The sequence below is a fragment of the Nonomuraea composti genome, from assembly GCF_012034275.1.
GTDB lineage: Bacteria > Actinomycetota > Actinomycetes > Streptosporangiales > Streptosporangiaceae > Nonomuraea > Nonomuraea composti.
In genome coordinates this window covers 122,988-146,911 of the sequence record NZ_JAATEP010000002.1, presented here as the reverse complement: position 1 = coordinate 146,911, position 23,924 = coordinate 122,988, and the positions used below count along the sequence as shown (strand labels likewise).

21 protein-coding genes are annotated in these 23,924 nt (G+C 73.9%); 17 read left to right on the top strand and 4 right to left on the bottom strand.

Annotated elements, in window-relative coordinates; all coding sequences use genetic code 11:
* Nucleotides 1–31 precede the first annotated feature (31 nt).
* From HCN51_RS03495 to HCN51_RS03460, 8 genes are all read left to right on the top strand, one after another.
* On the top strand, nucleotides 32–1,054 hold the full coding sequence (locus HCN51_RS03495; RefSeq protein ID WP_168006697.1) for a substrate-binding domain-containing protein: 1,023 nt from the start codon (nucleotides 32–34) through the stop codon (nucleotides 1,052–1,054).
* Between the two features lie 65 nt (nucleotides 1,055–1,119).
* Nucleotides 1,120–2,370, top strand: coding sequence for a sugar ABC transporter substrate-binding protein (locus tag HCN51_RS03490; RefSeq protein WP_168006695.1), 1,251 nt, complete (start codon nucleotides 1,120–1,122; stop codon nucleotides 2,368–2,370).
* 11 nt (nucleotides 2,371–2,381) lie between these two features.
* The gene (locus HCN51_RS03485; protein ID WP_168006693.1) at nucleotides 2,382–3,311 is read left to right on the top strand and encodes a carbohydrate ABC transporter permease; all 930 of its coding nucleotides are present in this window, start codon (nucleotides 2,382–2,384) and stop codon (nucleotides 3,309–3,311) included.
* Nucleotides 3,308–4,114 carry a carbohydrate ABC transporter permease gene (locus tag HCN51_RS03480; protein ID WP_168006691.1) on the top strand — a complete coding sequence of 269 codons (807 nt, stop codon included), beginning with the start codon at nucleotides 3,308–3,310 and terminating at the stop codon, nucleotides 4,112–4,114. Before HCN51_RS03485 ends, HCN51_RS03480 begins: the two co-directional genes overlap by 4 nt.
* A gap of 17 nt (nucleotides 4,115–4,131) precedes the next feature.
* Nucleotides 4,132–6,039 carry a glycoside hydrolase family 127 protein gene (locus HCN51_RS03475; RefSeq protein WP_168006689.1) on the top strand — a complete coding sequence of 636 codons (1,908 nt, stop codon included), beginning with the start codon at nucleotides 4,132–4,134 and terminating at the stop codon, nucleotides 6,037–6,039.
* Between the two features lies 1 nt (nucleotide 6,040).
* Complete coding sequence (locus HCN51_RS03470) at nucleotides 6,041–7,741, top strand: CBM35 domain-containing protein (RefSeq protein WP_168006687.1); 1,701 nt, start codon at nucleotides 6,041–6,043, stop codon at nucleotides 7,739–7,741.
* Nucleotides 7,742–7,890: 149 nt separating this feature from the next.
* A complete protein-coding gene (locus HCN51_RS03465) occupies nucleotides 7,891–8,880 on the top strand; it encodes a LacI family DNA-binding transcriptional regulator (RefSeq protein ID WP_206066520.1) in 990 nt (329 codons plus the stop codon).
* 159 nt (nucleotides 8,881–9,039) lie between these two features.
* On the top strand, nucleotides 9,040–10,092 hold the full coding sequence (locus HCN51_RS03460; RefSeq protein ID WP_346433517.1) for a hypothetical protein: 1,053 nt from the start codon (nucleotides 9,040–9,042) through the stop codon (nucleotides 10,090–10,092).
* Between the two features lie 97 nt (nucleotides 10,093–10,189).
* Here the strand turns inward: HCN51_RS03460 and HCN51_RS03455 are convergent, their stop codons facing one another.
* Entirely contained in the window at nucleotides 10,190–11,635 is a 1,446-nt protein-coding gene (locus tag HCN51_RS03455) for an MFS transporter (RefSeq protein WP_206066519.1), read from the bottom strand.
* A gap of 127 nt (nucleotides 11,636–11,762) precedes the next feature.
* Between HCN51_RS03455 and HCN51_RS03450 the strand changes: the two genes are divergently transcribed.
* Entirely contained in the window at nucleotides 11,763–12,104 is a 342-nt protein-coding gene (locus tag HCN51_RS03450) for an ArsR/SmtB family transcription factor (protein WP_168006683.1), read from the top strand.
* Nucleotides 12,105–12,114: 10 nt separating this feature from the next.
* On the opposite strand, the gene HCN51_RS03445 is transcribed toward HCN51_RS03450, so the two are convergent.
* On the bottom strand, nucleotides 12,115–12,774 hold the full coding sequence (locus tag HCN51_RS03445; protein WP_168006681.1) for a VC0807 family protein: 660 nt from the start codon (nucleotides 12,772–12,774) through the stop codon (nucleotides 12,115–12,117).
* Nucleotides 12,775–12,815: 41 nt separating this feature from the next.
* Between HCN51_RS03445 and HCN51_RS03440 the strand changes: the two genes are divergently transcribed.
* A complete protein-coding gene (locus HCN51_RS03440; RefSeq protein WP_168006679.1) occupies nucleotides 12,816–13,658 on the top strand; it encodes a PaaX family transcriptional regulator C-terminal domain-containing protein in 843 nt (280 codons plus the stop codon).
* Between the two features lie 108 nt (nucleotides 13,659–13,766).
* Here HCN51_RS03440 and mobA read toward each other — a convergent pair whose 3' ends face one another.
* Nucleotides 13,767–14,684, bottom strand: a complete 918-nt coding sequence (gene mobA, locus HCN51_RS03435; RefSeq protein ID WP_168006677.1) for a molybdenum cofactor guanylyltransferase — start codon at nucleotides 14,682–14,684, stop codon at nucleotides 13,767–13,769.
* A gap of 209 nt (nucleotides 14,685–14,893) precedes the next feature.
* On the opposite strand from mobA, the gene HCN51_RS03430 reads away from it, so the two are divergent.
* Genes HCN51_RS03430 through rodA form a run of 5 tightly spaced genes read left to right on the top strand, consistent with a single transcriptional unit; the run spans nucleotide 14,894 to nucleotide 20,671 of the window.
* Nucleotides 14,894–15,922, top strand: coding sequence for a rod shape-determining protein (locus HCN51_RS03430; RefSeq protein ID WP_155126734.1), 1,029 nt, complete (start codon nucleotides 14,894–14,896; stop codon nucleotides 15,920–15,922).
* Nucleotides 15,923–15,948: 26 nt separating this feature from the next.
* On the top strand, nucleotides 15,949–16,953 hold the full coding sequence (mreC, locus tag HCN51_RS03425; protein WP_168006675.1) for a rod shape-determining protein MreC: 1,005 nt from the start codon (nucleotides 15,949–15,951) through the stop codon (nucleotides 16,951–16,953).
* The gene (gene mreD, locus HCN51_RS58915) at nucleotides 16,943–17,746 is read left to right on the top strand and encodes a rod shape-determining protein MreD (protein ID WP_240972389.1); all 804 of its coding nucleotides are present in this window, start codon (nucleotides 16,943–16,945) and stop codon (nucleotides 17,744–17,746) included. Before mreC ends, mreD begins: the two co-directional genes overlap by 11 nt.
* Nucleotides 17,628–19,487, top strand: coding sequence for a penicillin-binding protein 2 (mrdA, locus tag HCN51_RS03420; protein ID WP_240972427.1), 1,860 nt, complete (start codon nucleotides 17,628–17,630; stop codon nucleotides 19,485–19,487). Before mreD ends, mrdA begins: the two co-directional genes overlap by 119 nt.
* Nucleotides 19,488–19,492: 5 nt before the next feature.
* Complete coding sequence (gene rodA / locus HCN51_RS03415; RefSeq protein ID WP_346433516.1) at nucleotides 19,493–20,671, top strand: rod shape-determining protein RodA; 1,179 nt, start codon at nucleotides 19,493–19,495, stop codon at nucleotides 20,669–20,671.
* A gap of 39 nt (nucleotides 20,672–20,710) precedes the next feature.
* Here the strand turns inward: rodA and HCN51_RS03410 are convergent, their stop codons facing one another.
* On the bottom strand, nucleotides 20,711–21,556 hold the full coding sequence (locus HCN51_RS03410) for an NAD(P)H-binding protein (RefSeq protein ID WP_168006669.1): 846 nt from the start codon (nucleotides 21,554–21,556) through the stop codon (nucleotides 20,711–20,713).
* An 82-nt stretch (nucleotides 21,557–21,638) separates the two neighbouring features.
* On the opposite strand from HCN51_RS03410, the gene HCN51_RS03405 reads away from it, so the two are divergent.
* Together HCN51_RS03405 and HCN51_RS03400 are read left to right on the top strand one after the other, a co-directional pair.
* Nucleotides 21,639–22,559: a cupin domain-containing protein gene (locus HCN51_RS03405; protein WP_168006667.1), complete on the top strand. Its 921-nt coding sequence runs from the start codon at nucleotides 21,639–21,641 to the stop codon at nucleotides 22,557–22,559.
* Nucleotides 22,560–22,649: 90 nt separating this feature from the next.
* Complete coding sequence (locus tag HCN51_RS03400; RefSeq protein WP_240972388.1) at nucleotides 22,650–23,900, top strand: cytochrome P450; 1,251 nt, start codon at nucleotides 22,650–22,652, stop codon at nucleotides 23,898–23,900.
* Nucleotides 23,901–23,924 lie beyond the last annotated feature (24 nt).

Genomic DNA, 23,924 nt, shown 5'->3' with positions numbered 1-23,924 from the left:
CGAACCGGTTCGACGTTGAGTGGAGGTGGAAGTGGCGACGATCGGGGACGTGGCCCGGGAGGCCGGCGTCAGCCGGAGCACGGCGTCGTACGCGCTCTCGGGCAAGCGGCCGATCTCGGACGAGGTCCGCCGGCGGGTGCTGGCGGCGGCCGAGGCGCTGGCGTACACGCCGAACGCGGGCGCCCGCGCGCTGGCCACCGCCCAGACGAAGGTTCTCGGCCTGCTCGCCCAGTTCCACGAGGACGAGTTCGCGCCGGCGATGATGCAGTACATCCTGGGCGTCACGAACACGGCCCGCGACCTCGGCTACGACACCCTGCTGGTCACGGAGGCCGACGGGGTGCGGGCGCTGCGCCGCGTCACGGACTCGCGCATGGTGGACGGCGTCGTCCTGATGAACATCGCCGAGCAGGACGCCCGCCTGCCCATCCTGCGGGCCGCGCCGCAGCCGGGCGCGCTGGTGGGCCTGCCGGGCGACTGCTCGGGGCTCGACGTGTTCGACCTCGACTTCGAGGAGGCCGGCCGGGTCATGGTGGACCACCTGCACCGGCTCGGCCACCGCGAGCTCATCCTGGTCTCGCAGCCGGAGCACGTGGTGGAGCGGGGCGGCGCGTACGTGTGGCGCCTGCGCGACGCCGCGCTCGAACGCGCCCGCCAGCGCGGCGTGACCCTGCACGCCGTCTACGGCGAGTCCCGCCAGCCGGCGGTGGGGCGGCTGCTCAACCAGCTCCTGGACGCCCATCCCGAGGCCACCGGCCTGCTGATCAACAACGAGGCGGCCGCGGCGGCGCTGCCCTCCGTCACCTACGCGCGGGGGCTGCGGGTGCCCGAGGACCTGTCGGTCATCGGGCGTTACTCGGCCGAGTTCGCCGCGACCTTCTCCCTGCCCTATTCGCACATCGAGAGCGCACCCGACCGGCTGGGCGCCATGGCGGTGCGTCAGCTCGTCCGCCGCGTGGAGTCCCAGGCGGCGCGCGAGGAGCCGTTCGTGGTGCGCTTCATCTCTCCCGAGCTGGTCTCACTCGGCAGCACCGCACCCCCACTCCCCCGCTGACCTGGGGAAGACAGCCCTACCCGTTCTAGGGCGCTCATTGTGAGCGCTAACACTGGAGTACTCGGATGAACCGTACGTCCGCGAAGGCCGCCGTTCTCGGCACCGCCGTCCTGGCCCTGACCGCCTGTGCCTCCACCCCGCCCCAAGGCGCCACCACGGCCGAGGCGAAGGGCGGCGCGTACACCTGGTGGGACCCCTACCCGCAGCACGACGCGGGCTCCGCGTGGGCCAAGCGGGTCGGCGCCTGCGGCCAGCAGGCCGGCGTCACCATCCAGCGCACCGCCTACGACACGACCGCCCTCACCAACCAGGCCCTCCTCGCAGGTCAGGAGGGCAACGCCCCCGACGTCATCCTGCTGGACAACCCGGCCGTCTCCACCCTGGCGGACGCCGGGATGCTGACCGCGATGTCCGACTTCGGCCTCGAAGTGAACCGGTTCGACAAGAACCTCATCGCCGCCGGCGAGCTGGACGGCAAGACGTACGGCATCCCGATCGGCGCCAACACCCTCGCCCTCTACTACAACAAGAAGATCCTCGACGCCGCCGGCGTGGACCCGGAGACGATCAAGGACTGGGCGTCGCTGAACGCGGCGCTGAAGAAGGTCAAGGAGGCGGGCAAGAAGCCGATCACGTTCGCGGCCATCGGCACCGAGGAGGGCTCGTTCCAGTTCCTGCCCTGGTTCTGGGGCGCCGGCGCGCAGCTCACCCAGCTCGACTCGCCGCAGGCGGTCGAGGCGCTGCAGTTGTGGAGCTCCTGGCTGAAGGACGGCCTGGCGCCCAACTCCGTCATCAGCAACTCCCAGAACACCACCTGGGAGGAGTTCCTGACCGGCGAGTTCGCCTTCGCCGAGAACGGCACCTGGCAGATCGACAGCGCCGCCAAGGCGGGCTTCCCGACCGGCATCGTGCAGATCCCGGCCAAGGCCGGCGGCACCGCGCCCACGCCGACGGGCGGCGAGTTCATCACGGTGCCGGTGCAGAAGGACACCAAGCGCTACGACGTGACCAAGAAGATCCTCGAGTGCATGACCACGCCCGAGGGCCTGGTCGAGACCGGCACGACGTTCGCGTACTACATCCCCTCCACCGCCGACGGGCAGCAGGCGATCCTGGCCAAGGAGCCGAGCCTGAAGCCGTGGGTCACGGCGGTGCAGTCGGCCAAGGGCCGCACCAGCGACAACCTCGGCACCAAGTACCCGAAGATCTCCGAGGCGCTGTGGACCGGCGTGCAGAAGGCGCTGAGCGGCGCGGCGAGTCCGGCCGACGCGCTCAAGGAGGCGCAGGCCCAGGCCAAGCAGGCCACCGGCAACTGATCGGATCGTCCATGGCTTCCACTGTCGGGACGCTCGCCCGCCCGGGACACCGGGCGGCGCGGCGGCCGGTGCGCTGGACCGCGCTGGCGTTCCTCGCACCCCTGCTGGTCTACCTGCTGCTCTTCTACGCCTACCCGCTGTATCGCAACATCGAGCTGAGCCTGCACGACTACACGCCGCGGGCCTTCATCCAGGGCAACCCGGAGTTCACCGGCCTGGACAACTACGCCGCGATCCTGTCCGACGACGCGTTCCTGCGCGCGCTGGGCAACACGGCGCTGTTCACGCTGGTGTCCATCGCCGCCCAGTACGCGCTCGGGCTGGCGCTGGCGGTCTTCTTCCACCGCGGCTTCCGGCTGTCGGCGGTGCTGCGGGCGATGTTCCTGGTGCCGTGGCTGCTGCCGCTGATCGTCTCGGCGTCCACCTGGTCGTGGATGCTCAACAGCGACAACGGCATCGTCAACGCGGCCCTCCAGGCGTTCGGGATCGGCCAGATCAACTGGCTGACCTCGCCCGACACCTCGCTGCTGGCGGTCACGATCGCCAACATCTGGCTCGGGGTGCCGTTCAACCTGGTCATCCTGTACGCGGGGCTGCAGAACATCCCGGCCGACCTGTACGAGGCCGCCGGGCTGGACGGCGCGAACGCCTGGCAGCGGTTCTGGCGCATCACGTTCCCGCTGCTGCGCCCGGTGTCGGCGATCACGCTGCTGCTGGGCCTCATCTACACGCTCAAGGTCGTCGACATCATCTGGATCATGACCAGGGGCGGCCCGGCCGACGCCTCGACGACGCTGGCGATCTGGTCGTACCGGGAGGCGTTCGGCACCGGCCAGCCGGACTTCTCCCCGGCGGCGGCGGTCGGCAACCTGCTGATCCTCATCGCCTTCGCCGCCGGGCTGATCCACGTCCGCCTGCAGCGCGGGGAGGAGCGGGCATGAGGCACTGGAAGACCCTGGCGGGCATCGTCCTGGTCGCGCTGATGCTCTTCCCGGTCTACTGGATGGTCAACGTCTCGCTCACGCGGACGGGCGACATGCGGGCCGACCCGCCCCACTGGTTCCCGTGGAACCCCACCTTCGAGGGGTACGCGGCGGCGTTCGGCCAGCAGCTGCCGGCCCTGGCGACCAGCCTGTTCATCGGCCTGGGCACGGTGGCGCTCACGCTGGCGGTGTCGCTGCCGGCCGGTTACGCCCTGGCCAAGCTGCGGCCGCGGGGCGGGCGGGCGATCGACTTCCTGCTGCTGGTCGCGCAGATGATCCCGGCGGTCGTCATGGCGATGGGCTTCTACGCGATCTACATCAGGCTCGGGCTGCTCAACACCGTCCCGGGGCTCATCGTGGCCGACTCGACGCTGGCCGTGCCGTTCGGGGTGCTGCTGTTCCGGGCGTTCATGGCGGGCATCCCCGGCGAGCTGCTGTCGGCGGCGCAGCTCGACGGGGCGAGCACCTGGCGGACGTTCCGCTCGATCATCCTGCCGCTCAGCCGCAACTCCATGATCACCGTGTCGCTGTTCACGTTCCTGTGGGCGTGGTCGGACTTCATCTTCGCCTCCACGCTCAACCGCAACAGCGACGTCATCCCGATCACGCTCGGCATCTTCCGCTACATCGGCAACAACACCACCCAATGGAACTCGATCATGGCGACCGCCGTGATCGCGTCCGTGCCCGCGGCCTTCCTCCTGGTCCTCGCGCAGCGTTACATCGCCGCCGGGGTCACCGCGGGCGCCGTCAAGGACTGACAGAAAGGTTTCGCCCTATGAGCAGCCCCGTGCTGCCCTCCCACGGCCGGGTGCGCCCCCTCGGGCTCGCCCAGGTCACCCTCACCGGCGGCTTCTGGGGCGAGCGGCAGGCCGTGAACGCCACGGCCACGCTCGCCCACTGCGAGTCGTGGATGGAGCGCCTCGGCTGGCTGGCCAACTTCGACCGGGTCGCCGACGGCACCACCGGACCCGACCGTCCCGGCTGGCCGTTCTCCGACTCGGAGGTCTACAAGCTGCTGGAGGCCCTGTGCTGGGAGGCGGCGCGGACCGGCGACCCGGGGGCGGAGGCCGCGATCAAGCGGCTCACCGCCCGCGTCGCCCGCGCCCAGGACCCGGACGGCTACCTCAACACCTGCTTCGGCCACGGCGACCAGCCGCCGCGCTACAGCGACCTCGAAGGCGGCCACGAGCTGTACAACACCGGCCACCTGTTGCAGGCCGCGGTCGCCCGCCTGCGCACGCACGGCGAGGACGACCTGGTCCGCCTCGCGCGGCGGGCCGCCGACCACGTGTGCCGCACGTTCGGCGCGGACGGGCGGGCCGGGATCTGCGGCCACCCGGAGATCGAGGTGGGCCTGGCCGAGTTCGGCCGCGCCCTGGGCGAGGAGCGTTACGTCGAGCAGGCCCGCCTGTTCCTCGACCGGCGCGGGCACGGGACGCTGCGCGACATCCCGCTCGGCCGCGCCTACTTCCAGGACGACGTCCCGATCCGCGAGGCCGAGGTGTGGCGCGGCCACGCCGTCCGCGCCCTCTACCTCACGGCGGCGGCCGTGGACGTGGCGGTCGAGCGCGGCGACGACGAGCTGCTGCGCGCGGTGGAGCGGCAGTGGGAGCGCTCGGTCGCGCGCCGGACGTACATCACGGGCGGGATGGGCTCGCGCCACCAGGACGAGGGCTTCGGCGAGGACTGGGAGCTGCCGCCGGACCGCGCCTACTGCGAGACCTGCGCCGGCGTCGCCTCGATCATGGTGTCGTGGCGGCTGCTGCTGGCCACCGGCGAGCCCCGCTACGCCGACCTCGTCGAGCGCACCCTCTACAACGTCGTGGCGACCTCGCCCAGCTCCGACGGCCGCGCGTTCTTCTACGCCAACCCGCTGCACCAGCGCACCCCCGGCCGGCCCGCCGACCCGGACGAGGTGAGCCCGCGCGCCGAGGGCGGCACCAGGGCCGCCTGGTTCGACGTCTCCTGCTGCCCCACCAACGTCGCCCGCACCCTGGCCAGCCTGCACGGCTACCTCGCCACCACCGACGACGACGGGCTGCAGCTCCACCAGTACGCCTCCTGCGAGATCCGCGCGGAGCTGCCGGACGGGCGGCCGGTCGGCGTGGACGTCGAGACCCGCTACCCCGAGTCCGGCACCGTCCGCCTGCGCGTCGCGGCCGGCACCCCCGGCCCGTGGACGCTCACCCTGCGCGTCCCCTCCTGGGCGGCGGGCGCCACCCTCACCGAGGACGGCCGCACCCGGCAGGTCTCCCCCGGCCTCGTCCGCGTCCGCCGGGCCTTCCGCGCGGGCGAGCCCATCACCCTCGACCTGCCCGTCGAGCCCCGCTTCACCTGGCCGGACCCGCGCATCGACGCGGTGCGCGGCTGCGTCGCCGTCGAGCGCGGCCCCGAGGTCCTGTGCGCGGAGTCCCGCGACCTGCCGGACCCCGCCGCCCTCGACGCGCTCGTCATCGACCCCGGCTCCGCGCCCCGCGCCGGCGACGGCGGCGCCCTCGTCCGCGCCCTGCTCCCCGCCCGCCCCGGAGGGGACTGGCCCTACCTTTCCCGCCCGGCCACCCCGCCAGGGGACGCCGGATGGATCGACCTCCCGCTGCGGCCCTACCACTCCTGGGCCCGGCGGGGCCCGGCGGGCATGCGCGTATGGCTGCCCGCCTCCACCCCCCACCCCGAAGGAGAGTGACATGCGTCCACGTGCCAGCTCGCTGATGTTAGCGCTCACTATCGTCGCCACGTCGGTGACGGTCGCGGCCTCCCCCGCCGCCGCGGCCGGCGCCACCCTCACCGTCAACGTCGCCCAGCCGTTCCGCCCCGTCACCCACGTGGCCTCCGGCGGCCTGTACGGCCTGGCCGAGAACTCCCGCCCCGCCGACTCCACCCTGCTGCCCCTCAAGGTGAACTCGCTGACGCAGCCCGCGCCCGGCGTCGGCCAGAAGCCCAACGGCCAGCCGCCCGGCGGCGACTCCCTGCTCGTCGCCCCGCAGGCCACCCGGGTCGGCGCCGGCGAGTTCATCCGGATGCCCGACATCTACCCCGACTTCCCCTACAAGTGGGTGAGCTGGAACGACTGGCTGGCCAAGGTCGACACCATGGTCCGGGCCCGGCTCAACGCCACCACCGTCACCAACGTCATCGGCTGGGAGCTCTGGAACGAGCCCGACTACACCTGGAACACCGCCGCCGCCGGCGCCTTCAACGACGGCTGGACGCGCACGTTCCGCGCGGTGCGCGCCCTCGACCCGCAGACGCCGATCGTCGGCCCGAGCACCGCCGTCTACAGCCGCTCGTGGATGCAGTCGTTCCTCACCCACGCCCGCGACACCGGCACGCTGCCCGACATCATCTGCTGGCACGAGCTGCAGAACCCCGCCAGGATCGCCGGCGACATCGCCGACTACCGCAACCTGGAGGCCTCGCTCGGCATCAGCCCGCGCCGCATCTCCATCAACGAGTACGCCGCCCCCGCCGAGGTGGACGTGCCCGGCCGGGTGGCCGGCTACGTCGCCAAGTTCGAGCGGGCCGGCGTCGAGTCCGCGCACCGCGCCTTCTGGTACGAGTACGGCACCATGAACGGCCTGGTCGTCAACAACAACCAGCCGACCGGCACGTGGTGGCTCTACAAGTGGTACGGCGACATGGCCGGCAACATGGTCACGACCACGCCGGGCGGGCAGAGCGGCCTGGACGGGTTCGCCGCCTACGACCCCACCCGCAAGATCGTCAACGTGGTCTTCGGCGACGAGGCGGGCACCAACACGATCAACCTGACCGGTCTCGGCGCGCTCGGCTCCAGCGTCCGCGTCACCCTCCTGTCCACGCCCGCGAGCGGCCGCTTCACCGGCGTCGCCGCCCCCACCACCGTCTCCACCGGCACCCGCACGGTCTCGGGCGGCCAGCTCAGCGTCTCGGTGCCGAACATGGTGGCCACCAGCGCGTACCAGCTCGTCGTCGAGCCCGCCGCCGGCGTGCCCGCCTACCAGCAGCGTTACGAGGCCGAGAACGCCTCCGTCTTCCGCGCCCAGCGGCTCACCTCCGCGAGCGCGTCCGGCGGCGGGTACGTCGGCCGCATCGACAACTCCGGCACCCCGCGCACCGACAGCTACGTCGACTTCGTCGTCAACGTGCCGACCGCCCGCGCGTACACGATGACGATCGGCTACGCCAACGGCACCGGCGCCACCGCCACCCAGGGCCTGGCCTACAACGGCGGCGCCTGGAGCACGGTCAGCTACCCGCCGACCGCCGGGTGGGGCCAGTTCGGCGCCACGGTCAGCACCACCGTGACGCTGCGGGCCGGCTACAACGTGATCCGCCTGGCCAAGGGCTCGCCCTACTTCGCGGGCGGCACCGGGTACGCCGAGCTCGACTACATCCAGCTCACCTGATCCTCCGCGGGGAGGGCCCGGGGTGGCGGCCGGGCCCTTCACCCGCGCTCGTGGACCGTCCGCGCCGCGATAAACTCGGGGACCGACGACGGCCTCCGCCAGGAACGGCCACGACGAACCCACGGAACACGGGGCGCGACATGGTGACCATGGAGGACGTTGCCCGGCTCGCCGGGGTGTCGAAGATGACCGTCTCCAACGTGGTCAACAACCGCGGCGGCGTCGGCGACCTCGTACGCCAGCGGGTGCTGGAGGCCATCCGCGAGTCCGGCTACCGCGTCAACGTCTCCGCCCGCACCCTCAAGTCCGGGCGCACCGGCGTCATCGGCCTGGCCGTGCCCGAGATCGACCTGCCCTACTTCAGCCACCTCGCCGACCTCGTCATCGACGCGGCCGCCCGCCGCGGCTACCACGTCGCCATCGAACGCACCGGCGCCGCCGAGACCGGCGAGGCCGACGCCCTCGCCCACTCCCGCCTCCTGCAGTTCGACGGCCTGATCCTCAGCGCCGTCGCCCTCGACGGCCTCGACGAGCGGCTCACCGAGGCGGGCTACCCCATCGTCATGCTCGGCGAGCGCGACTTCGGCGGCCGGTTCGACCACGTCTCCATGCCCAACGAGGCCGGCATCAAGGCGGCCACCGGCCACCTCGCCGACCAGGGCTGCCGCCGGATCGGCATCGTCTCCGGCCCCGCCCGCGAAGGCGTGAACGTGGTCACCCGCCGCTACCGCGCCTACCTCGACGCCCTCACCGAACGCGGCCTCGCCGCCGACCCGCCCCTGCTCTTCCCCCTCGACCGCATGACCATGGAAGCCGGCCGCGCCGCCGCGCACCGCATGGTCGACTCCGGTCACGAGGTGGACGGGCTGGTGGCGGTGACCGACACGATCGCCATCGGCGTCCTGCGCGGCCTGGCCGACCGCGGCCTGCGGGTCCCGGACGACGTCCGCCTCATCGGCTTCGACGACGTGCCCGAGGCGCGGTTCCTCGTCCCGTCGCTGTCGACCGTGGCGCCCGACCATCGGTGGATGGCGGAGAAGGCCGTCGAACTGGTGGTGCAGCGCGTGCACGCCCCCTCCCGGCCCACCGGCGAGTACGTCGCCCCGTTCGACCTCATGATCCGCGAATCCACCCGCTGACCTGGCGACCGTCGCTCCGCGTGGGTGCGGCGCGATCGTCGTGGTCAGGGACGGCGGTGACGTCCCCGTCGTCGCGGGGATCGTGGACCCGGCGGTGGACCGGGCCGGGTGCGGGGAGGGCCGCACTCCACCGGCGGTTTCCTCGTAAGCTACCCGTCCGTGCGCTCCATCAAGGTCAGGACGATCGTGCTCGCCGCCCTCCTCGGACTGGCGGCGCCGACCGGCTGCGCGTCGTCGCCGGAGCCGCCGTCGCTGCCCCCTGACCAGGTGTACGCGCACGCGGCGGCGGGCGAGGACTCGCGGGCCGTCCCCGTACCGGCCGGCGGGACGGCCGCGGCGCTCACCCGGCCGCTGACGCGGGCGGGCTGGTTCTGCGCGCAGGTCAGGAGCAACGCCGACGGCCGGGCCTTGTGGTGCAGGATCGGGCACCGCGACGAGACGGGCAGCGTGCGGCCCCAGAGCGCGCAGTTCCTGCTCGACCGGCAGGACCGGCTCGCCTGGGCGTGGTTCCCGGCGCCGGCGGACGGGACGTACCAGCGGGGCGAGCCGCCCCAGGTCGCCGACGCCGCCGCGCCCGCGCTCGACGCCGTCTGGCCCGGCGCCGGTGACCGCGTGCGGCGGGAGATCGACGCGTTCGCCCGCGCCCAGCCGGACCCGGTGGTGTGGCACGACGGCGCCCCCCGCGCCTCCTGGCGCGACGAGCACGCGGACTACGGCTTCTCCGACCTCGACGGCCTGCTCGTGACCGCCGCCGGCGCCGCCGTGCGGCGCTGGCCGTTCGGCGCCGAGCACTACGCGGCCACGATGAGCTCCGCCGTGGACGATCTCAAGGCGGGCGGGTACGACTGCTTCTACCCGCCGCAGCAGTCGTGCACCCGCGTCCAGTCGAACGGCTACTTCCACGTCACGCTCCGCGGCGACCAGATCGTCACCGCGCGGTTCGGCATCGGCAGCTCGATCCAGGCGGGGCGGCAGCGGCACCCGCTCACCGAGGAGTTCCCGCGCGGGCTCACCTTCCTGAGCGAGGCCGTGCGCGGGCCGGTCACCGCGCGGATCGAGCAGGCGCGGCGGTCCGGGACGGGGTTCACCGGCATCGTGGCGGGGACGATCGTCGTCATCGACGCGGATCTGGGCCGGGTGCACGCGGGTGATCTCGTGGCGTACTTCGACATCCAGCTCGGCGCACCGCTGGCGGCCACCCTACCCGCGTGACCGCCGGCGGCGGGCCGGAGCGCCCGCTGGGCCGTCGCCCCGGGGTGCTCCGGCCGTGGCGGCAGCCGCAGGCCGCCGGCGGAGGCCGCTGCTGTGCTCAGCCGGCGCTCACGGGCGCCTCCTCGCCGCGTCGGCGCAGGGCGAGCGTGATGAGGAGGCCGGCGATCATCCCGGCCGCGGTGAGCAGGACGACCAGGAACTCGCCGTCGGCCGTGGCCGCGCGCAGGGCCTGGCCGGTCTTGCCCTCGGTGCCGAGGTCGGCGATGACGGTGAAGACGGCCAGGCCGATGGCGTTGCCGATGTTGAGGGCGGTGGAGGCGATGCCGTTGGCGACGCCCTGCTCGTGGGCGGCGGTGCCGGTGGCGGCGGCGATCCACATGGCCGTCCAGACGATGCCCTGGCCGAGGCCGGAGACGATGAGGCCGGGCACCAGCAGCCCGTAGGAGGCCTCGGCGTCGAAGCCGAGGGCGAGGACGGCGGTGCCGGGCACGCCGATGGCGAAGCCGATCAGCAGGGTGGCGCGGGTGCCGAGCCGGGTGGCCAGCCGCTCGCCCGCCTGGGTGCCGGCCGCGATGGCCAGGGAGGGGATGAGGAAGGCCAGGCCGGTCTGCAGGGCGCTGTAGCCGTGGATGCTCTGCATCAGGACGGTGAGGAAGTACGGCAGGACGCCGAAGGTGGCCATGTAGATGAAGGTCACCAGCATGCCGACGGTGAGGCTGCGGTTGCGGAACAGCCGGAACGGCATGAGCGGGTCGGCGCTGCGGGCCTCGACCAGCGCGAAGGCCACCAGGAGCACGGCGGCCAGCACGAAGGCGCCGACGACCAGCGGGCTGCCCCAGCCCAGCTCGGGCCCTTCGACCAGGGCGAAGACGAGCAGGGTCGAGCCGCCGGTGACGGTCAGCGCGCCGGGGATGTCGAACCTGCGCCGCTCTCCCCTGGCCGGGTCGCGCGGGATGACGGCCAGGGCGGCCAGCGCGACCAGCCCGGCCAGGGGGACGTTGACGTAGAAGACGGCGGGCCAGCCGAAGTGCTGGGTGAGCAGGCCGCCGAGCAGCGCGCCGATGGTCAGCCCGCTGGCGCCGGCGCCGCCCCAGACCGCGAGCGCGCGGTTGCGCTGCGGGCCCTCGGCGAACAGGCTGTTGAGCAGGGCCAGCGTGGCGGGCAGGAGGAGCGCGCCGCCGATGCCCTGCACGGCCCGGGCGACGATGATGACGGCGGGGCTGCCGGCCAGGCCGCCCGCCAGCGACGAGACCGCGTACAGGGCCAGGGCGAGCACGAAGACGCGGCGGCGGCCGAGCAGGTCGGCCGCCCGGCCGCCGAACAGCAGGAAGCCGCCGGCGAAGACGACGTAGGCGCTCACGACGAGTTGCTGGGTCTGGCCGGGGAAGCCCAGGTCGGCGCCGATCTGCGGGAGCGCGACGAACACGATGTTGAGGTCGAGCGCGTAGATGAGCTGGGCCAGGGCGAGGAGCGCGAGGGTCCAGCCGAGTCGCGGCTTGACGGCGCCCGCCGAGGGTGCGGGCAGCACGGAGGGAGTGGACATGTAACGCCCTTCAAGGGAGGCGGTGACAGGCATGCGGGAGCCCGTCATGACAGTACGCGTACATACGTACAGTCGTACTATGCCAGAAGAAAGGGCGATAGTTCGACAATCGCGGTACAGTTGGACCATGGCCTTCCGTCATCCCGACCGCGACCAGATCCGCATCGAAGACGTCCTGTCGGCACTGGGGAACGGCGTGCGCCTGGCCGTCGTCCGCATCCTCGACGCCGGCGGCGAGCACAACTGCACCAGCGTCCTGAACACGCTGGGCATCACCGCGAAGTCCACCATGACCCACCACTGGCGGGTGCTGCGCGACAGCGGCGTCATCTGGCAGCAGCCCTCAGGCCGGGAGAACCTGCTCGTCCTGCGGCGGGACGACCTGGACGCCCGCTATCCCGGGCTGCTGGACGCCATCCTGTCCGGCGCCCGCACCGACGAGGGCCACGCCGCGGCCCGCGCGCGCTAGCGCCGTACGGTCACTGCGACCGGGCCGCGGCCATGCGGGCGCGGCCCCGCTTCGCCATGAAGATCGTCCAGGTGATCAGGGCCGCCACCACCACGATCGGCAGCACGTTGCCGACCAGCAGCATCGCCTGGGTCGGCAGCACGTACGCCAGCGGCACCCCGACGATCGCCTCCAGCAGGAAGGCGCCGCCCCACACCCCCGTCAGCAGGTACTGGGTGCGACGGAAGCCCGGGTACTGCCACAGGCCGTTCCAGTAGGCGAGGCTCTCCGGCGTGCCGTCGGTGGCGAACTTCCTGCCCAGGTAGAACATGATCGGCCGGGACAGCGCCAGGCTGCCCAGGAACGTCAGCCCCAGCAGCCCGGTGATCGCCGCGTCCTTGACGAAGAACAGCCGGGGGCTGTCGAACACGAGCGCGCCCAGCGCCCCGAGCAGCAGCAGGACCAGCATCATCAGGCCGAACTCGTCGACGCGCCGCTTCACCGCGAGGTACAGGACGAGGTCGGCGACCGGCCACAGCGATGCCAGCAGCAGCGCGGTCACCGGCGCGTAGCCGCGATCGGTCAGCATCCCGTAGGTCACGAACGGCAGCACCACGCCGAACAGGACCGACGGGAGGAGGTTGAGCAGCGACGACAGGGCCCTGCCACGCCGGTCCTGGCTTTCCGTCATCTTCGAGCCCACCCTTTCATGTGCCGTATACACTCACGACCGTGAGCGAAAGCGTAACAGGTCATGAGGGCCCGGCCAATGTCTCGCGGGGCGCCAACACCGCGCTCGTCCCGTTCCTGTACGGGGTCGCCAGGCGCGAGTCCCTGCCTGGGGTCGTCCTGGTGCGGCTGCTCACCGATCTGGGGCTGAGCGCGGGCGCGGCGCGTTCGCTGATCGCCAGGATGCGCGGCGACGGGCTGCTCACCGCCACACCGCGCGGCCGGGGCGCCGACTACCACCTCGCGGGCAACTTCCTGGCCGACTTCCGCCGCGCCGGCGACCGGCGCGGCACGCCGCCACCCACCTGGGAGGGCCGCTTCCACGCGATCTTCTACACCGTGCCCGAGGCGCAGCGGGCCTACCGCGACCGGCTCCGGCGCGCCGCCACCCTGGCCCGCTACGGGCTCATGCAGCCGGGCGTGCTGATCTCGCCCACCGACCGGCGCGCCCAGCTCGCCGCCGAACTCGGCGGCCCGCCCCCGGCCGGCACCGTCTACTACGGGCACGTCGGGCTGTCCGCGGCCGACGCCGCCGAGATCGCCTACCGGGCGTGGGACCTGGGCGAGCTGAACGACCGCTTCCGCGACCACGCCGCCCGGCTGCGCGCCGCCGTCCGGACCTGGACCGCCCCTCTCGGGCCGGACGGGGCGACGCTGGCCGCCTACGTCCGGCTGTTCGGCGGCGCGCTGGTGGACACGGTGCGGGTCCCGCCGCTCCCGGCCGAGCTGCTGCCGCGCGACTGGGCCCTGCCCGCCCTGCACGCCGCCATCGGCGAGGTCTTCACCCGGTGCGGGCCGCCTTCCCAGGAGTACGTGGCCCGGCTGCTGGCGGAGGCGGGCGCATAGCCCTCCGTCCGGCGCCGGGCACGGGGTCGCCCGGCCGCCGCCGGCGCTCGCGGCCATCGCGTGCGCCCCGGCCTCGCGGCGCTCGCGACCAGCACGTGCGCCTCGGCCTCAGCGGGCGGCGTCGGCCGGGTGGAAGGCGATGGTGTCGCCCGTCACCAGAGGGAAAGCCTCCTCGGGGGTGACCCGGCGCCCGTTGAGCGCGACCACCACGTGCCGGTCCAGGAGCAGCCCGACCGCCCTCGCCGCCGCCCCGAGCGTGGCGGCGGGGACGGTGTGCGGGCCGCCTCCGCCGTGCTCCGCTCGTCCGGCGAGCGGTCCGTCCCCATCGTTCTGCGCGCGAGCGGCGCGCGGCCCCTCTCCGCAGTTCCTCGCGAGGGCGCCGAAGACCTCCACGACGACCTGCGGCGGACGGCGGGCCCTGGCGGTCGCGTAGTCGTCCGGGGAGTTGACGTTCAGGACGGACTCCAGCGCCGGGTCGTGCCGGGCGAGCTCGGCGTCGGCCAGCAGCTCCGCCTCGCCGAGCCGGCTCACCTCGCAGTGCTGGAACAGCATGCCCGGCCGCAGGTCCCCCGCGTCCAGCAGGTCCTTGATCAGCCCCGCCAGCGAGGTCCGGTACGCGGCGGCGAGCGGCTGCCGGAAACCCCCGGCGACCGGCAGCGCGACGTCCACCCCGGGGGTCAGGCCGCGCAGGACCCGCCGGATGAAGGCCGGGTGCAGGAACGGCAGGTCCGTCGAGCACACGAACGCCGCCTCGGCCCTGCCGGCGACCGCCGCCAACCCTACGGCGAGCCCCTGCATGGGGCCCAGCCCTTCCACCGGGTCCGCGGCCACCGAGACCCCCGGGGGCAGCGGCGGCAGCTCCTGCCCGGGTGCGGCGACGACGACCACGGGCCCGCCGACCGTCCTGGCGAGGATGGCGGCGGCCCGGTACAGCAACGTCGAGCCGTGCCACTCCAGCCACGCCTTCGGCCGCCCCATCCGCGTGGAGCGCCCACCCGCGAGCACCACGCCCGCCGCAGTCCGCATGCCCGCATGCTAGGCCACCCCACCGCCGACCGGCGGTGGGGCCAGCGCCGGTCGGTGACAAATCGCATGATCGTCTTGTAGAAAAGCTAATATTTCGGTTATAACTTTTCTCGACTCAGACAGGGAGAGTTGGTCGAACTGATGGACGTCCGGCGCTCTCGACCCGTCGGCGCGGGCGGAGAGCCGGGCGTTCTCTCATGGGGGGAGACATGTCCTTGCTCGATCTCCTCGGCCGTGACATGGCTGTCGACCTGGGCACGGCCAACACGCTCGTGTACGTCCGCAACCGCGGCATCGTCCTGGACGAGCCGTCGGTGGTGGCGGTGAACACCAGGACGGAGAAGATCGTCGCCGTCGGCCACGAGGCCAAGCAGATGATCGGCCGCACCCCGGGCCACATCGTGGCGATCCGGCCCCTGGCCGACGGCGTCATCACCGACCTCGAAGTGGCCGAGCAGATGTTGCGCTACTTCATCCAGAAGGTGCACCGCCGCCGCCACTTCACGCAGCCGCGCCTGGTCGTGGCCATCCCGAGCGGCTGCACGGGGGTCGAGCAGCGCGCCGTGAAGGAGGCCGGCTACCAGGCGGGGGCGCGCAAGGTCTACATCATCGAGGAGCCGATGGCCGCCGCGATCGGTGCCGGGCTGCCGGTGCACGAGGCGGTCGGCAACATGGTCGTCGACATCGGCGGCGGCACCACGGAGGTCGCGGTGATCTCCCTCGGCGGCATCGTGACCGCCCGCTCGCTGCGGGTCGGGGGTGACGAGCTCGACGAGGCGATCATCCAGTACGTGAAGAAGGAGCACGCGCTGCTCCTCGGCGAGCGCACCGCCGAGGAGGTGAAGATGGCGCTGGGCTTCGCCTGGCCGCAGCGGGACGAGCCGAAAGCCGACATCCGGGGCCGTGACCTGGTCAGCGGCCTGCCGCGGACCGTCACGATCTCGGCGGGCGAGGTGCGCGAGGCGATCGAGGAGCCGGTGCACGCCATCATCGACGCCGTGCAGACCGCGCTCGACCAGTGCCCGCCCGAGCTGGCCGGCGACCTGGTCAAGAGCGGCATCACCCTGACCGGCGGCGGCGCCCTGCTGCGCGGGCTGGACCGGCGGCTGGGCGACGCGACCGGCATGCCCATCAGGACGGTGGAGAACCCCCTGCACTCGGTGGTGCTGGGCTCGGGGCGCTGCGTCGAGGAGTTCGACCGGCTGCAGGGCGTGCTCATGCCGGAGCCCCGGAGATAACGCGGACACGAGGAGTTGACGAGGAGATGACCGTGCGGACTCTGCGCGATCTCCCCCGCGTGGAGCGGACCCTGCGTGCCCTCCCCCGCGTGGAGCGGCGGCCCCGCCTGCGCCCGTTCGGCGGCTCCGGCCGGGTGCGCGGGGTGTCCGGCTCCGGGCGGGTGGCGGGCGGGAGCGCCGCCGGGCGGCGCGGCCGCGTGGTGGTCGTGCTGTCGCTGAGCGCCGTCGTGCTGGCCACCGCCGACCTGCGCGGGCACGCCTCCGTGCTGCGCGCCGCCGGCGCCGCCGTGGCGGGGCCCGCCGAGCAGGTGCTCGCGGCGGTCACCGCGCCCGCGCGGGCCCTGTCCGGCGACGATCAGGTACGCGTCCAGGAACTGGAACGCAACAACGCCCGCCTGGCCGCCGAGCTGTGGGCCGAACGCGCGGCCCGCGCCCGCGAGGCCGGCCGCGACCGGCTCCAGGCCGCCCATCCGCGCATGACGCTGGTGACCGCCGGCGTCGTCGCGGTGCGCGGGGACGTGGTGACGATCGGTGCGGGCACCCGGGACGGCGTGCGGCCCGACCTCGCCGTGGTCACCGCCGACGGCCTGGTCGGCCGGGTGGTCGAGGCGGGCCCGGACGTCGCCACCGTCCTGCTGCTCACCGCACCCCACGCCTCCGTCGGCGTCCGCGTGGCCGGCCCGAACCCGATCGGCACGGCCACCGGCCGCGGCGGTGACCGGTCCGGGCAAGCAGGCACAGCCACCGGCCGCAGCGGCGACCGGTCCGGGCAGATCGGCACGGTCACCGGCCGTCGGGGTGACCGGCTGCTCTCGTTGCGGCTGCTCGACGCCGACGCGCCGCTGCGTCCCGGGCAGCGGGTGGTGACGCTCGGGTCGAGCGGCGGCTCTCCCTACCCGCCCGGCATCCCCGTGGGGACCGTCGAACGCGTCGATCCCGTCCGCGACCAGCTCACCCGCACCGCTCTCGTACGCCCCGCCGTCGCCTTCAGCACCCTCGACGTGCTGGGCGTGATCACCGATGCGGATTAGGGTCGCGGCGGCGGTCGCGCTGGCCCCGCTGCTCCAGGTGGCCATTCTGGAGCGGCTGCCGGTCCGGCCCGATCTGGTCATGCTGGTGGCCGTGACGGCGGGCCTGGCTCGGGGGCCGAACGCCGGGGCGGTGACCGGGTTCGCCGTGGGTCTCCTGGCGGACCTGGTCCCGCCCGCGCCCCCGCCGGTCGGCCGGACGGCCCTGCTGCTGTGCCTGCTCGGCTACGGCATGGGCCTGCTGGGCGGCCGGCTGCGGGATGGGGGCACCGGCCTGCGCGATGCCGGCACCGGCCTGGGCAATGTCGGCACCGGCCTGCGCAGTGTCGGCACCGGCCTGGGCGGGCGTGGCACGCGTTTCCCGGGCCGCCCGCGCGACCGCGGCCTGACCCCCCGATGGGCCACCGCCCTCATCGGGGCCGCGGCCGGCAGCCTCGCCGCCACCGCGTACGCCCTGCTCCTCGACGGCCTGCCCGAGCACGCCGGCCTCCTCCTGGACGGCTGGCCGGGCCGGGCCCCGCTGGCCGCTCTGCCGTTCAACCTGCTCGCCGGCCCCCTGGTGTGGCTGCTGATCGCCGGGCGTGGCCGGGCACCGTTCAGAAGGCACTCCGATGCGACGTTCTCAACCCTTCCGGCTGCTGCTGGCGCACGTGCTGGTGGCAGCGCTGTTCCTCGTCCTGCTCGGCCGGCTCTGGCAGGTGCAGATCCTGGACGGCGAGCGGTACACGGCCGCGGCGGTCGCCGACCACGTACGCCACGTCGTCGTCCCGGCGGTTCGCGGGCGCATCCTCGATGACCGGGGCCGCCCGCTGGCCCGGAACAAGGCGGCGATGACGGTGTTCGCGGACCGGGTGGCGCTGACCCGGCAGCCCGATCGGGGCCGGGCGACGCTGCGCGAGCTGGCGAAGGCGCTCGGCCGCCCGTACAAGGACCTTCAAGACCGGATGCGGTTGTGCGGGCCGCGGACGCGTCAGCCGTGCTGGGCGGGCTCGCCGTACGAGCCGATCCCGGTCGCCGAGGGCGTCGGCGAGCGGGAGGCGATGCAGATCGCCGAGCGGCCGGAGGACTTTCCCGGCATCACGGCCGAGCCGCGGCCGGTGCGCGACCATCCGCGCGGCGCGCTGGCCGCGCACGTGCTCGGCTACCTCGCCCCCGGCGACTCGAACGACCTGGTGGGCAAGGACGGGCTGGAGGCGACGTACGAGAGCGACCTGCGCGGGAGACCGGGCAGCAGGAAGGTGGTCGTGGACAGCGCGGGGCAGGTGCTGCGCACGCTCGGCGAGCAGCCGGCGACGCCGGGCGCGACCGTGGTGACCAGCATCGACGCCGACGTGCAGGCGGTCGTGGAGCGGGCGCTCGAACGGGCGGTGCGCAAGGCGGGCAAGGCCGACTCGGGGGCGGCGGTGGTGCTGGACGTGCGGACCGGCCGGGTGGTGGCCCTGGCCGCCGCCCCCTCCTACGATCCGGAGATCTGGACGGGCGGCATCGGCGAGGCCGACTACCGGCGGCTGACGTCGGGTGCGGGGAGCCCGCTGGTGTCGAGGGCGGTGCAGGGGTTGTGGCCGCCGGCCTCCACGTGGAAGGTGGTCTCCACGGCCGCCGCCGCGAAGGCGGGCTACGACCTGCGGGGCCGTTACGACTGCCCGGGTTCGTACCGGATCGGGGACCGGTCCTTCCGCAACTACGGCGGCGCCGATCTCGGCGTCATGGACCTGCGCCGGGCCCTGGTCGTGTCGTGCGACACGATCTTCTACCGGTTCGCCGAGCGGCTGCAGGGCGGCACCGCGATGCAGGACATGGCGAGGGGCTTCGGGTTCGGCGTGGCGACGGGGGTGGACCTGCCGGGCGAGGCCGCCGGGCGGGTGCCCGACCCGGCCTGGAAGAAGGCGTACTGGAAGCAGACCAAGGACCGGTCGTGCAGGGCGGCGCGGACCGGCTACCCGCAGGAGAAGGACGCCGCCAGGGCGGCCTACCTGAAGGCGGTCGCGGCGGAGAACTGCGCGCACGGCTACGTGTGGACCGCCGGCGACGCCGCGAACTTCTCCATCGGCCAGGGCGACGTGCTGGTCACGCCGCTGCAGCTGGCGCGCGCGTACGCGGCGCTGGCCAACGGCGGGACGCTGTTCAGCCCGCGGGTCGCCAAGGAGGTGCGCGGCCCGGACGGCACGCTGCTGCGCGAGGTGACGCCGCCGGTCGCCGGGCGCCTGCCGGTCCCGGCCGCGACGCTGGAGTTCATGCGCGACGCCCTGGCGGAGGTGCCGAGGTCGGGCACGGCCGCCGGCGCCTTCGACGGGTTCCCGCTCGGCAAGCTGCCGGTGGCGGGCAAGACGGGCACCGCCGAGGCGTACGGGGCGGAGGACACGTCCTGGTTCGCCTCGTTTGCGCCCGCCGGCAAGCCCCGGTACGCGGTGGTCGTCGTGGTCTCGCGCGGCGGCGGCGGTGGCGAGGCCGCCGCGCCCGCCGTACGGGAGATCTGGTCCGGCATGTACGGCCTGGAGGGCCGCAAGCCCGCCCTGCCCCGGGACAAGCGATGGTGAGCGTGGTGCGCCGGCTGGACTGGCGCGTCTTCGTGCCCGTGACCGCGCTCGGCGTGCTGGGCGTCCTGCTGGTCTGGTCGGCGACCAGGCCCCGCATGCAGGTGGCGGGCCAGGACCCGCAGACGTACCTGAAGAGCCAAATCGTGCACGTGCTCGTCGGTCTGACCGTGATGACCGCGCTGGCGCTGGCCGGGCCCGCCGCGTTGCGGGCCTGGACGCTGCCCGCGTACGCCGTCTGCCTGCTCGGCCTGGCGGCGGTGCTGACGCCGCTGGGCCGCACCGCCAACGGCGCGCAGTCGTGGCTGTCGCTGGGCGGGCTGGACCTGCAGCCGTCGGAGCCGGCCAAGGTCGCGCTGGTGCTCATGCTGGCCGTGCTGCTCGGCGACCGCGCGGACGGCCGGCGCGGGCCTCGCGTGCTGCCGGCCCTGGTCGCCGCCGCGCTGCCGCTGGGCCTGATCATGGCGCAGCCGGACCTCGGCACCGCGATGATCATGGTGGTGACGGCCGGCGGCATGCTGGTGGTGGCCGGGGTGCGGCGCCGGGTGCTGCTCCTGCTGGCGGGCGCGGGCGTGGGCGCCGCGGCGGCGGCCTGGTTCCTCGGGCTGCTGCGGCCCCACCAGGTGCAGCGGCTGCTCACGTTCGCCGACCCGATGGCCGACCCGCAGGGCGCCGGCTACAACGCGGCCCAGGCGCTGGTGACGGTCGGCTCCGGCGGGCTGTTCGGCCGGGGGCTGTTCCGGGGCGAGCAGACCGGCGGGCGGTTCGTGCCCGAGCAGCACACCGACTTCGTCTTCACCATCGCCGGCGAGGAGCTGGGCTTCGCCGGCGCGGCGCTGATCCTGGTCCTGCTGTGGGCGGTGCTGCGGCGCGCGCTGCGCATCGCCGGCGAGAGCCTGACGCCGTTCGGGACGCTGGCGGCGGCGGGCATCGCCTGCTGGCTGGCGACGCAGACGTTCATCAACGTCGGCATGGTGCTGGGGCTGGCGCCGATCGTGGGGGTGCCGCTGCCGTTCGTGTCGTACGGCGGCTCGTCCATCGTGGCCTGCATGGCGGCGGCCGGGGTGCTGATCGCGGTGCACCGCGAACGCGTCCGGCCGAGTGCGCTCCCGGGCGCGTTCCCCGGCACGTTCACCCGCTCGGCGCCGCTCGCCCGATCGGTGCGGTCGCCGGCCGGGCTGAGGTGAGCCGGACCATGCCGGCAGCGGGTGGGTGGCGGCCCCGTGTCAGGTGGGCCAGCCGCCCTCGGCCGTGGTGGCCTTGGTGAACTCGGCGAACGTCCTCGCGGGGCGGCCGAGCGCGCGCGGCACCCCGTCGGAGACGTAGGCGTCCGTGCCGTTCCTGAGCGGCTCGATGACGTCCGCGAACGCCGCCGCGTCCGCGGGCGGCCAGCCCTGGTGGACGAGCTCCGCGACGTACTCCTCGGGCGAGATCGGCACGTACCGGAGCTCGCGGCCGGTGGCCTCGGAGATGGTGGCGGCCGCCTCGGCCAGGGTCACCGCCTCGGGGCCGGACAGCTCGTAGACCTGGCCCGCGTGCCCGTCCCCGGTCAGCGCGGCGGTGACGACGGCGGCGATGTCCTCGGCGTCGACGAAGCTGGCGGCCCCGTCGCCGGCCGGGAGCCGCAGCTCGCCGGCGCGGACGGCGTCGGCGAAGAAGCCCTCGCTGAAGTTCTGCGCGAACCAGCCCGGCCTGGTGATCGTCCACTCCAGGCCGCTCTCCCGCACCGCGGCCTCGCTGTCGAGCAGGCCCTCCAGGACGCCGTCGCGGTCGTTGGCGTAGCCGGGCAGGTCGATGCCGCGTCCCGAGGCCAGGACGATGCGCCGCACCCCGTGCCGGGCGGCCCGCTCGACGAACGGGCGCACCAGCTTCGTGCCGTCCACCTGCACGATGTAGGCGGCCCGCACGCCGCGCAGGGCGGCGTCCCAGGTGCCGGAGTCGGCCCAGTCGAAGGCGTGCTCGCCGCCGCGGGCGGCCGCCCGGACCGGCAGTCCTTGGGCGCGCAGGCGGCGCACGACGCGGCGGCCGGTCTTGCCGGTCGCTCCGGTGACGAGAATCGGTTGCTCAGACATGGCGCCCAGTCAACCGGCCGGCGCTGAGACGTTCCATGGCTGGAAGGCTCACGTCGATGTCTCAGCGTCTAGGCTGGCGGTCGTGGATGCCGTGTCGGAGCTGCTGGCGGAGGTGCGGGCGCGCGGCGCCGTCTTCCGTCGGGCGGTCATCCGCCCGCCCTGGGCACTGAGGATGGGGAGCGGCGCCCCGCTGACGCTGGCCACGATGCTGCGCGGCCACGCGTGGGTGGTCGCCGACGGCCACGAGCCGGTACGCCTCGCGGCCGGCGACATCGCCGTCGTCCGGGGCGACGCGCCCTACACGGTGGCCGACGACCCGGCGACCGCGCCCGCCCTGGAGGTGACCGCCGCCGACTACTGCCCGGGCGCCGGCGGCGTCGAGCGCGCCGCCACCCTCACCTGTGACGCCCCGGGTGAGGAGGGTGCCGTGCTGGTCAGCGGGACGTTCGAGCGCCGGGGCGAGCTCAGCGAGCGGCTGCTGCGCGCCCTTCCGCCGGTGCTGGTGGTGCCGGCCGAGGCGGGCCCGTTCCCCTCGGCGGGGGTCGTCGCGGAGGAGATCGCCCGCGACCGGCCGGGGCAGCAGATGGTGCTGGACCGCCTGCTGGACCTGATGCTGGTCTCCGCGCTGCGCGCCTGGTTCGCCAGTCAGGACGCGAGCGTCCCCGGCTGGTGCCGGGCCCTGGACGATCCGGTCGCGGGCGCCGCGCTGCGGCTGCTGCACGACGCGCCCGCCCATCCGTGGACGGTGGCGGAGCTGGCGGCCGAGGCCGGGGTGTCGCGGGCGGCGCTGGCCCGGCGGTTCACCGCGCTCGTGGGCGAGCCGCCCATGGCGTACCTGGCGGGCTGGCGCGTCGCCCTGGCCGCGGACCTGCTGCGGGAGAGCGACCTCACGGTGGCCGCGATCGCGCGCAGGGTCGGGTACGCGAACGCGTTCGCGCTGAGCGTGGCCTTCAAGCGGCTGCGCGGCGTCCGGCCCAGTGATCATCGCCGTGCCCGTCCCTAGGCTCTTAGATCCGCTTGCGTATCTTATTTCGGTGATCTACGGTGTCCCCGGTTAGATACGCGAACGTACCTTATCGAGAACGGGACGCCGATGACCGACGACAGCCTGACCGAGGAGCCCGCGGGCGTGAGCACCGCCACGATGCGGCGGATCCTGCCGGCGGACCTGGTGGAGCGCGGGCGCGACCCGTTCTCCCCGCCGCCCGGCCTGCGGGGGCACGGCCCGGTCCGGGAGGTGGAGCTGCTGAACGGCGCGCGGGCCTGGCTGGTGACGGGGTTCGATGAGGCCCGTACGGTGCTGGCCGACCCCCGCTTCAGCGCCGACAAGCTGCGGCACCAGGACGCCACCTCGCTCCGGCCGCCGCAGGCGCCGCCCGAGGGCGAGCGCACCGACGGGGCCTTCGTCTTCATGGACCCGCCGGAGCACACCCGGCTGCGGCGGGTGCTGACGGGGCAGTTCACGGTGCGGCGGATGCGGGAGCTGGAGTCGCGGGTCAGGCAGATCGCGGTCGAGCACGTCGAGGCGATGAAGGCGGATGGCAGAGGGACGGCCGACCTGGTGCCCGCGTTCGCGTTGCCGCTGCCGTCGCTGGTCATCTGCGAGCTGCTGGGCGTCCCCTACGCCGACCGCGCGGAGTTCCAGGAGCGGACGGCGGTCGGGCTGAGCGCGAGCTCGACCATGCGGGAGCAGGCGGCGGCCCGCGCCGGGCTGCACGCGTTCATGGGCCGGCTCGTGGCGGCCAAGCGCGCGAACCCGGCCGGCGACCTGCTGTCCGGGCTCGTCCACGACGCCGACCCGCCGCTGACGGACGCGCAGCTCGTGGACGTCGCCCTGCTCCTGCTCACCGCCGGCCACGAGACCACGGCGAACATGCTGGGCCTCGGGACGTTCGCCCTGCTGGAGCATCCGGACCAGCTCGCGGCCCTGCGCGCGGAGCCGGAGCTGATCGGCGACGCGGTGGAGGAGCTGCTGCGATTCCTGTCGATCATCCAGCTCGGGGTGAGCCGGGTCGCCAAGGAGCCGGTGACGCTGGGCGGCGTCGACCTGCCGGCCGGCACGACCGTGGTGATCGCCACGCCCGAGGTCAACAGGGACCCGCGCCACTGGCCCGACCCCGACGTGCTCGACCTGCGCCGCGCGCGCACGCCGCACCTGGCCTTCGGGCACGGCGTGCACCAGTGCCTCGGGCAGCAGCTCGCCCGGATCGAGCTGCGGATCGGGCTCGGCGAGCTGATCACCCGCCTGCCGGGCCTGCGCCTGGCGGTGCCGGCCGCGCAGGTGCCGGTGCGCGACGAGATGCTGATCTTCGGGGTGCACTCGCTGCCGGTCACCTGGGCCTGAACGATCACCCGAGCCTGAGCCGTC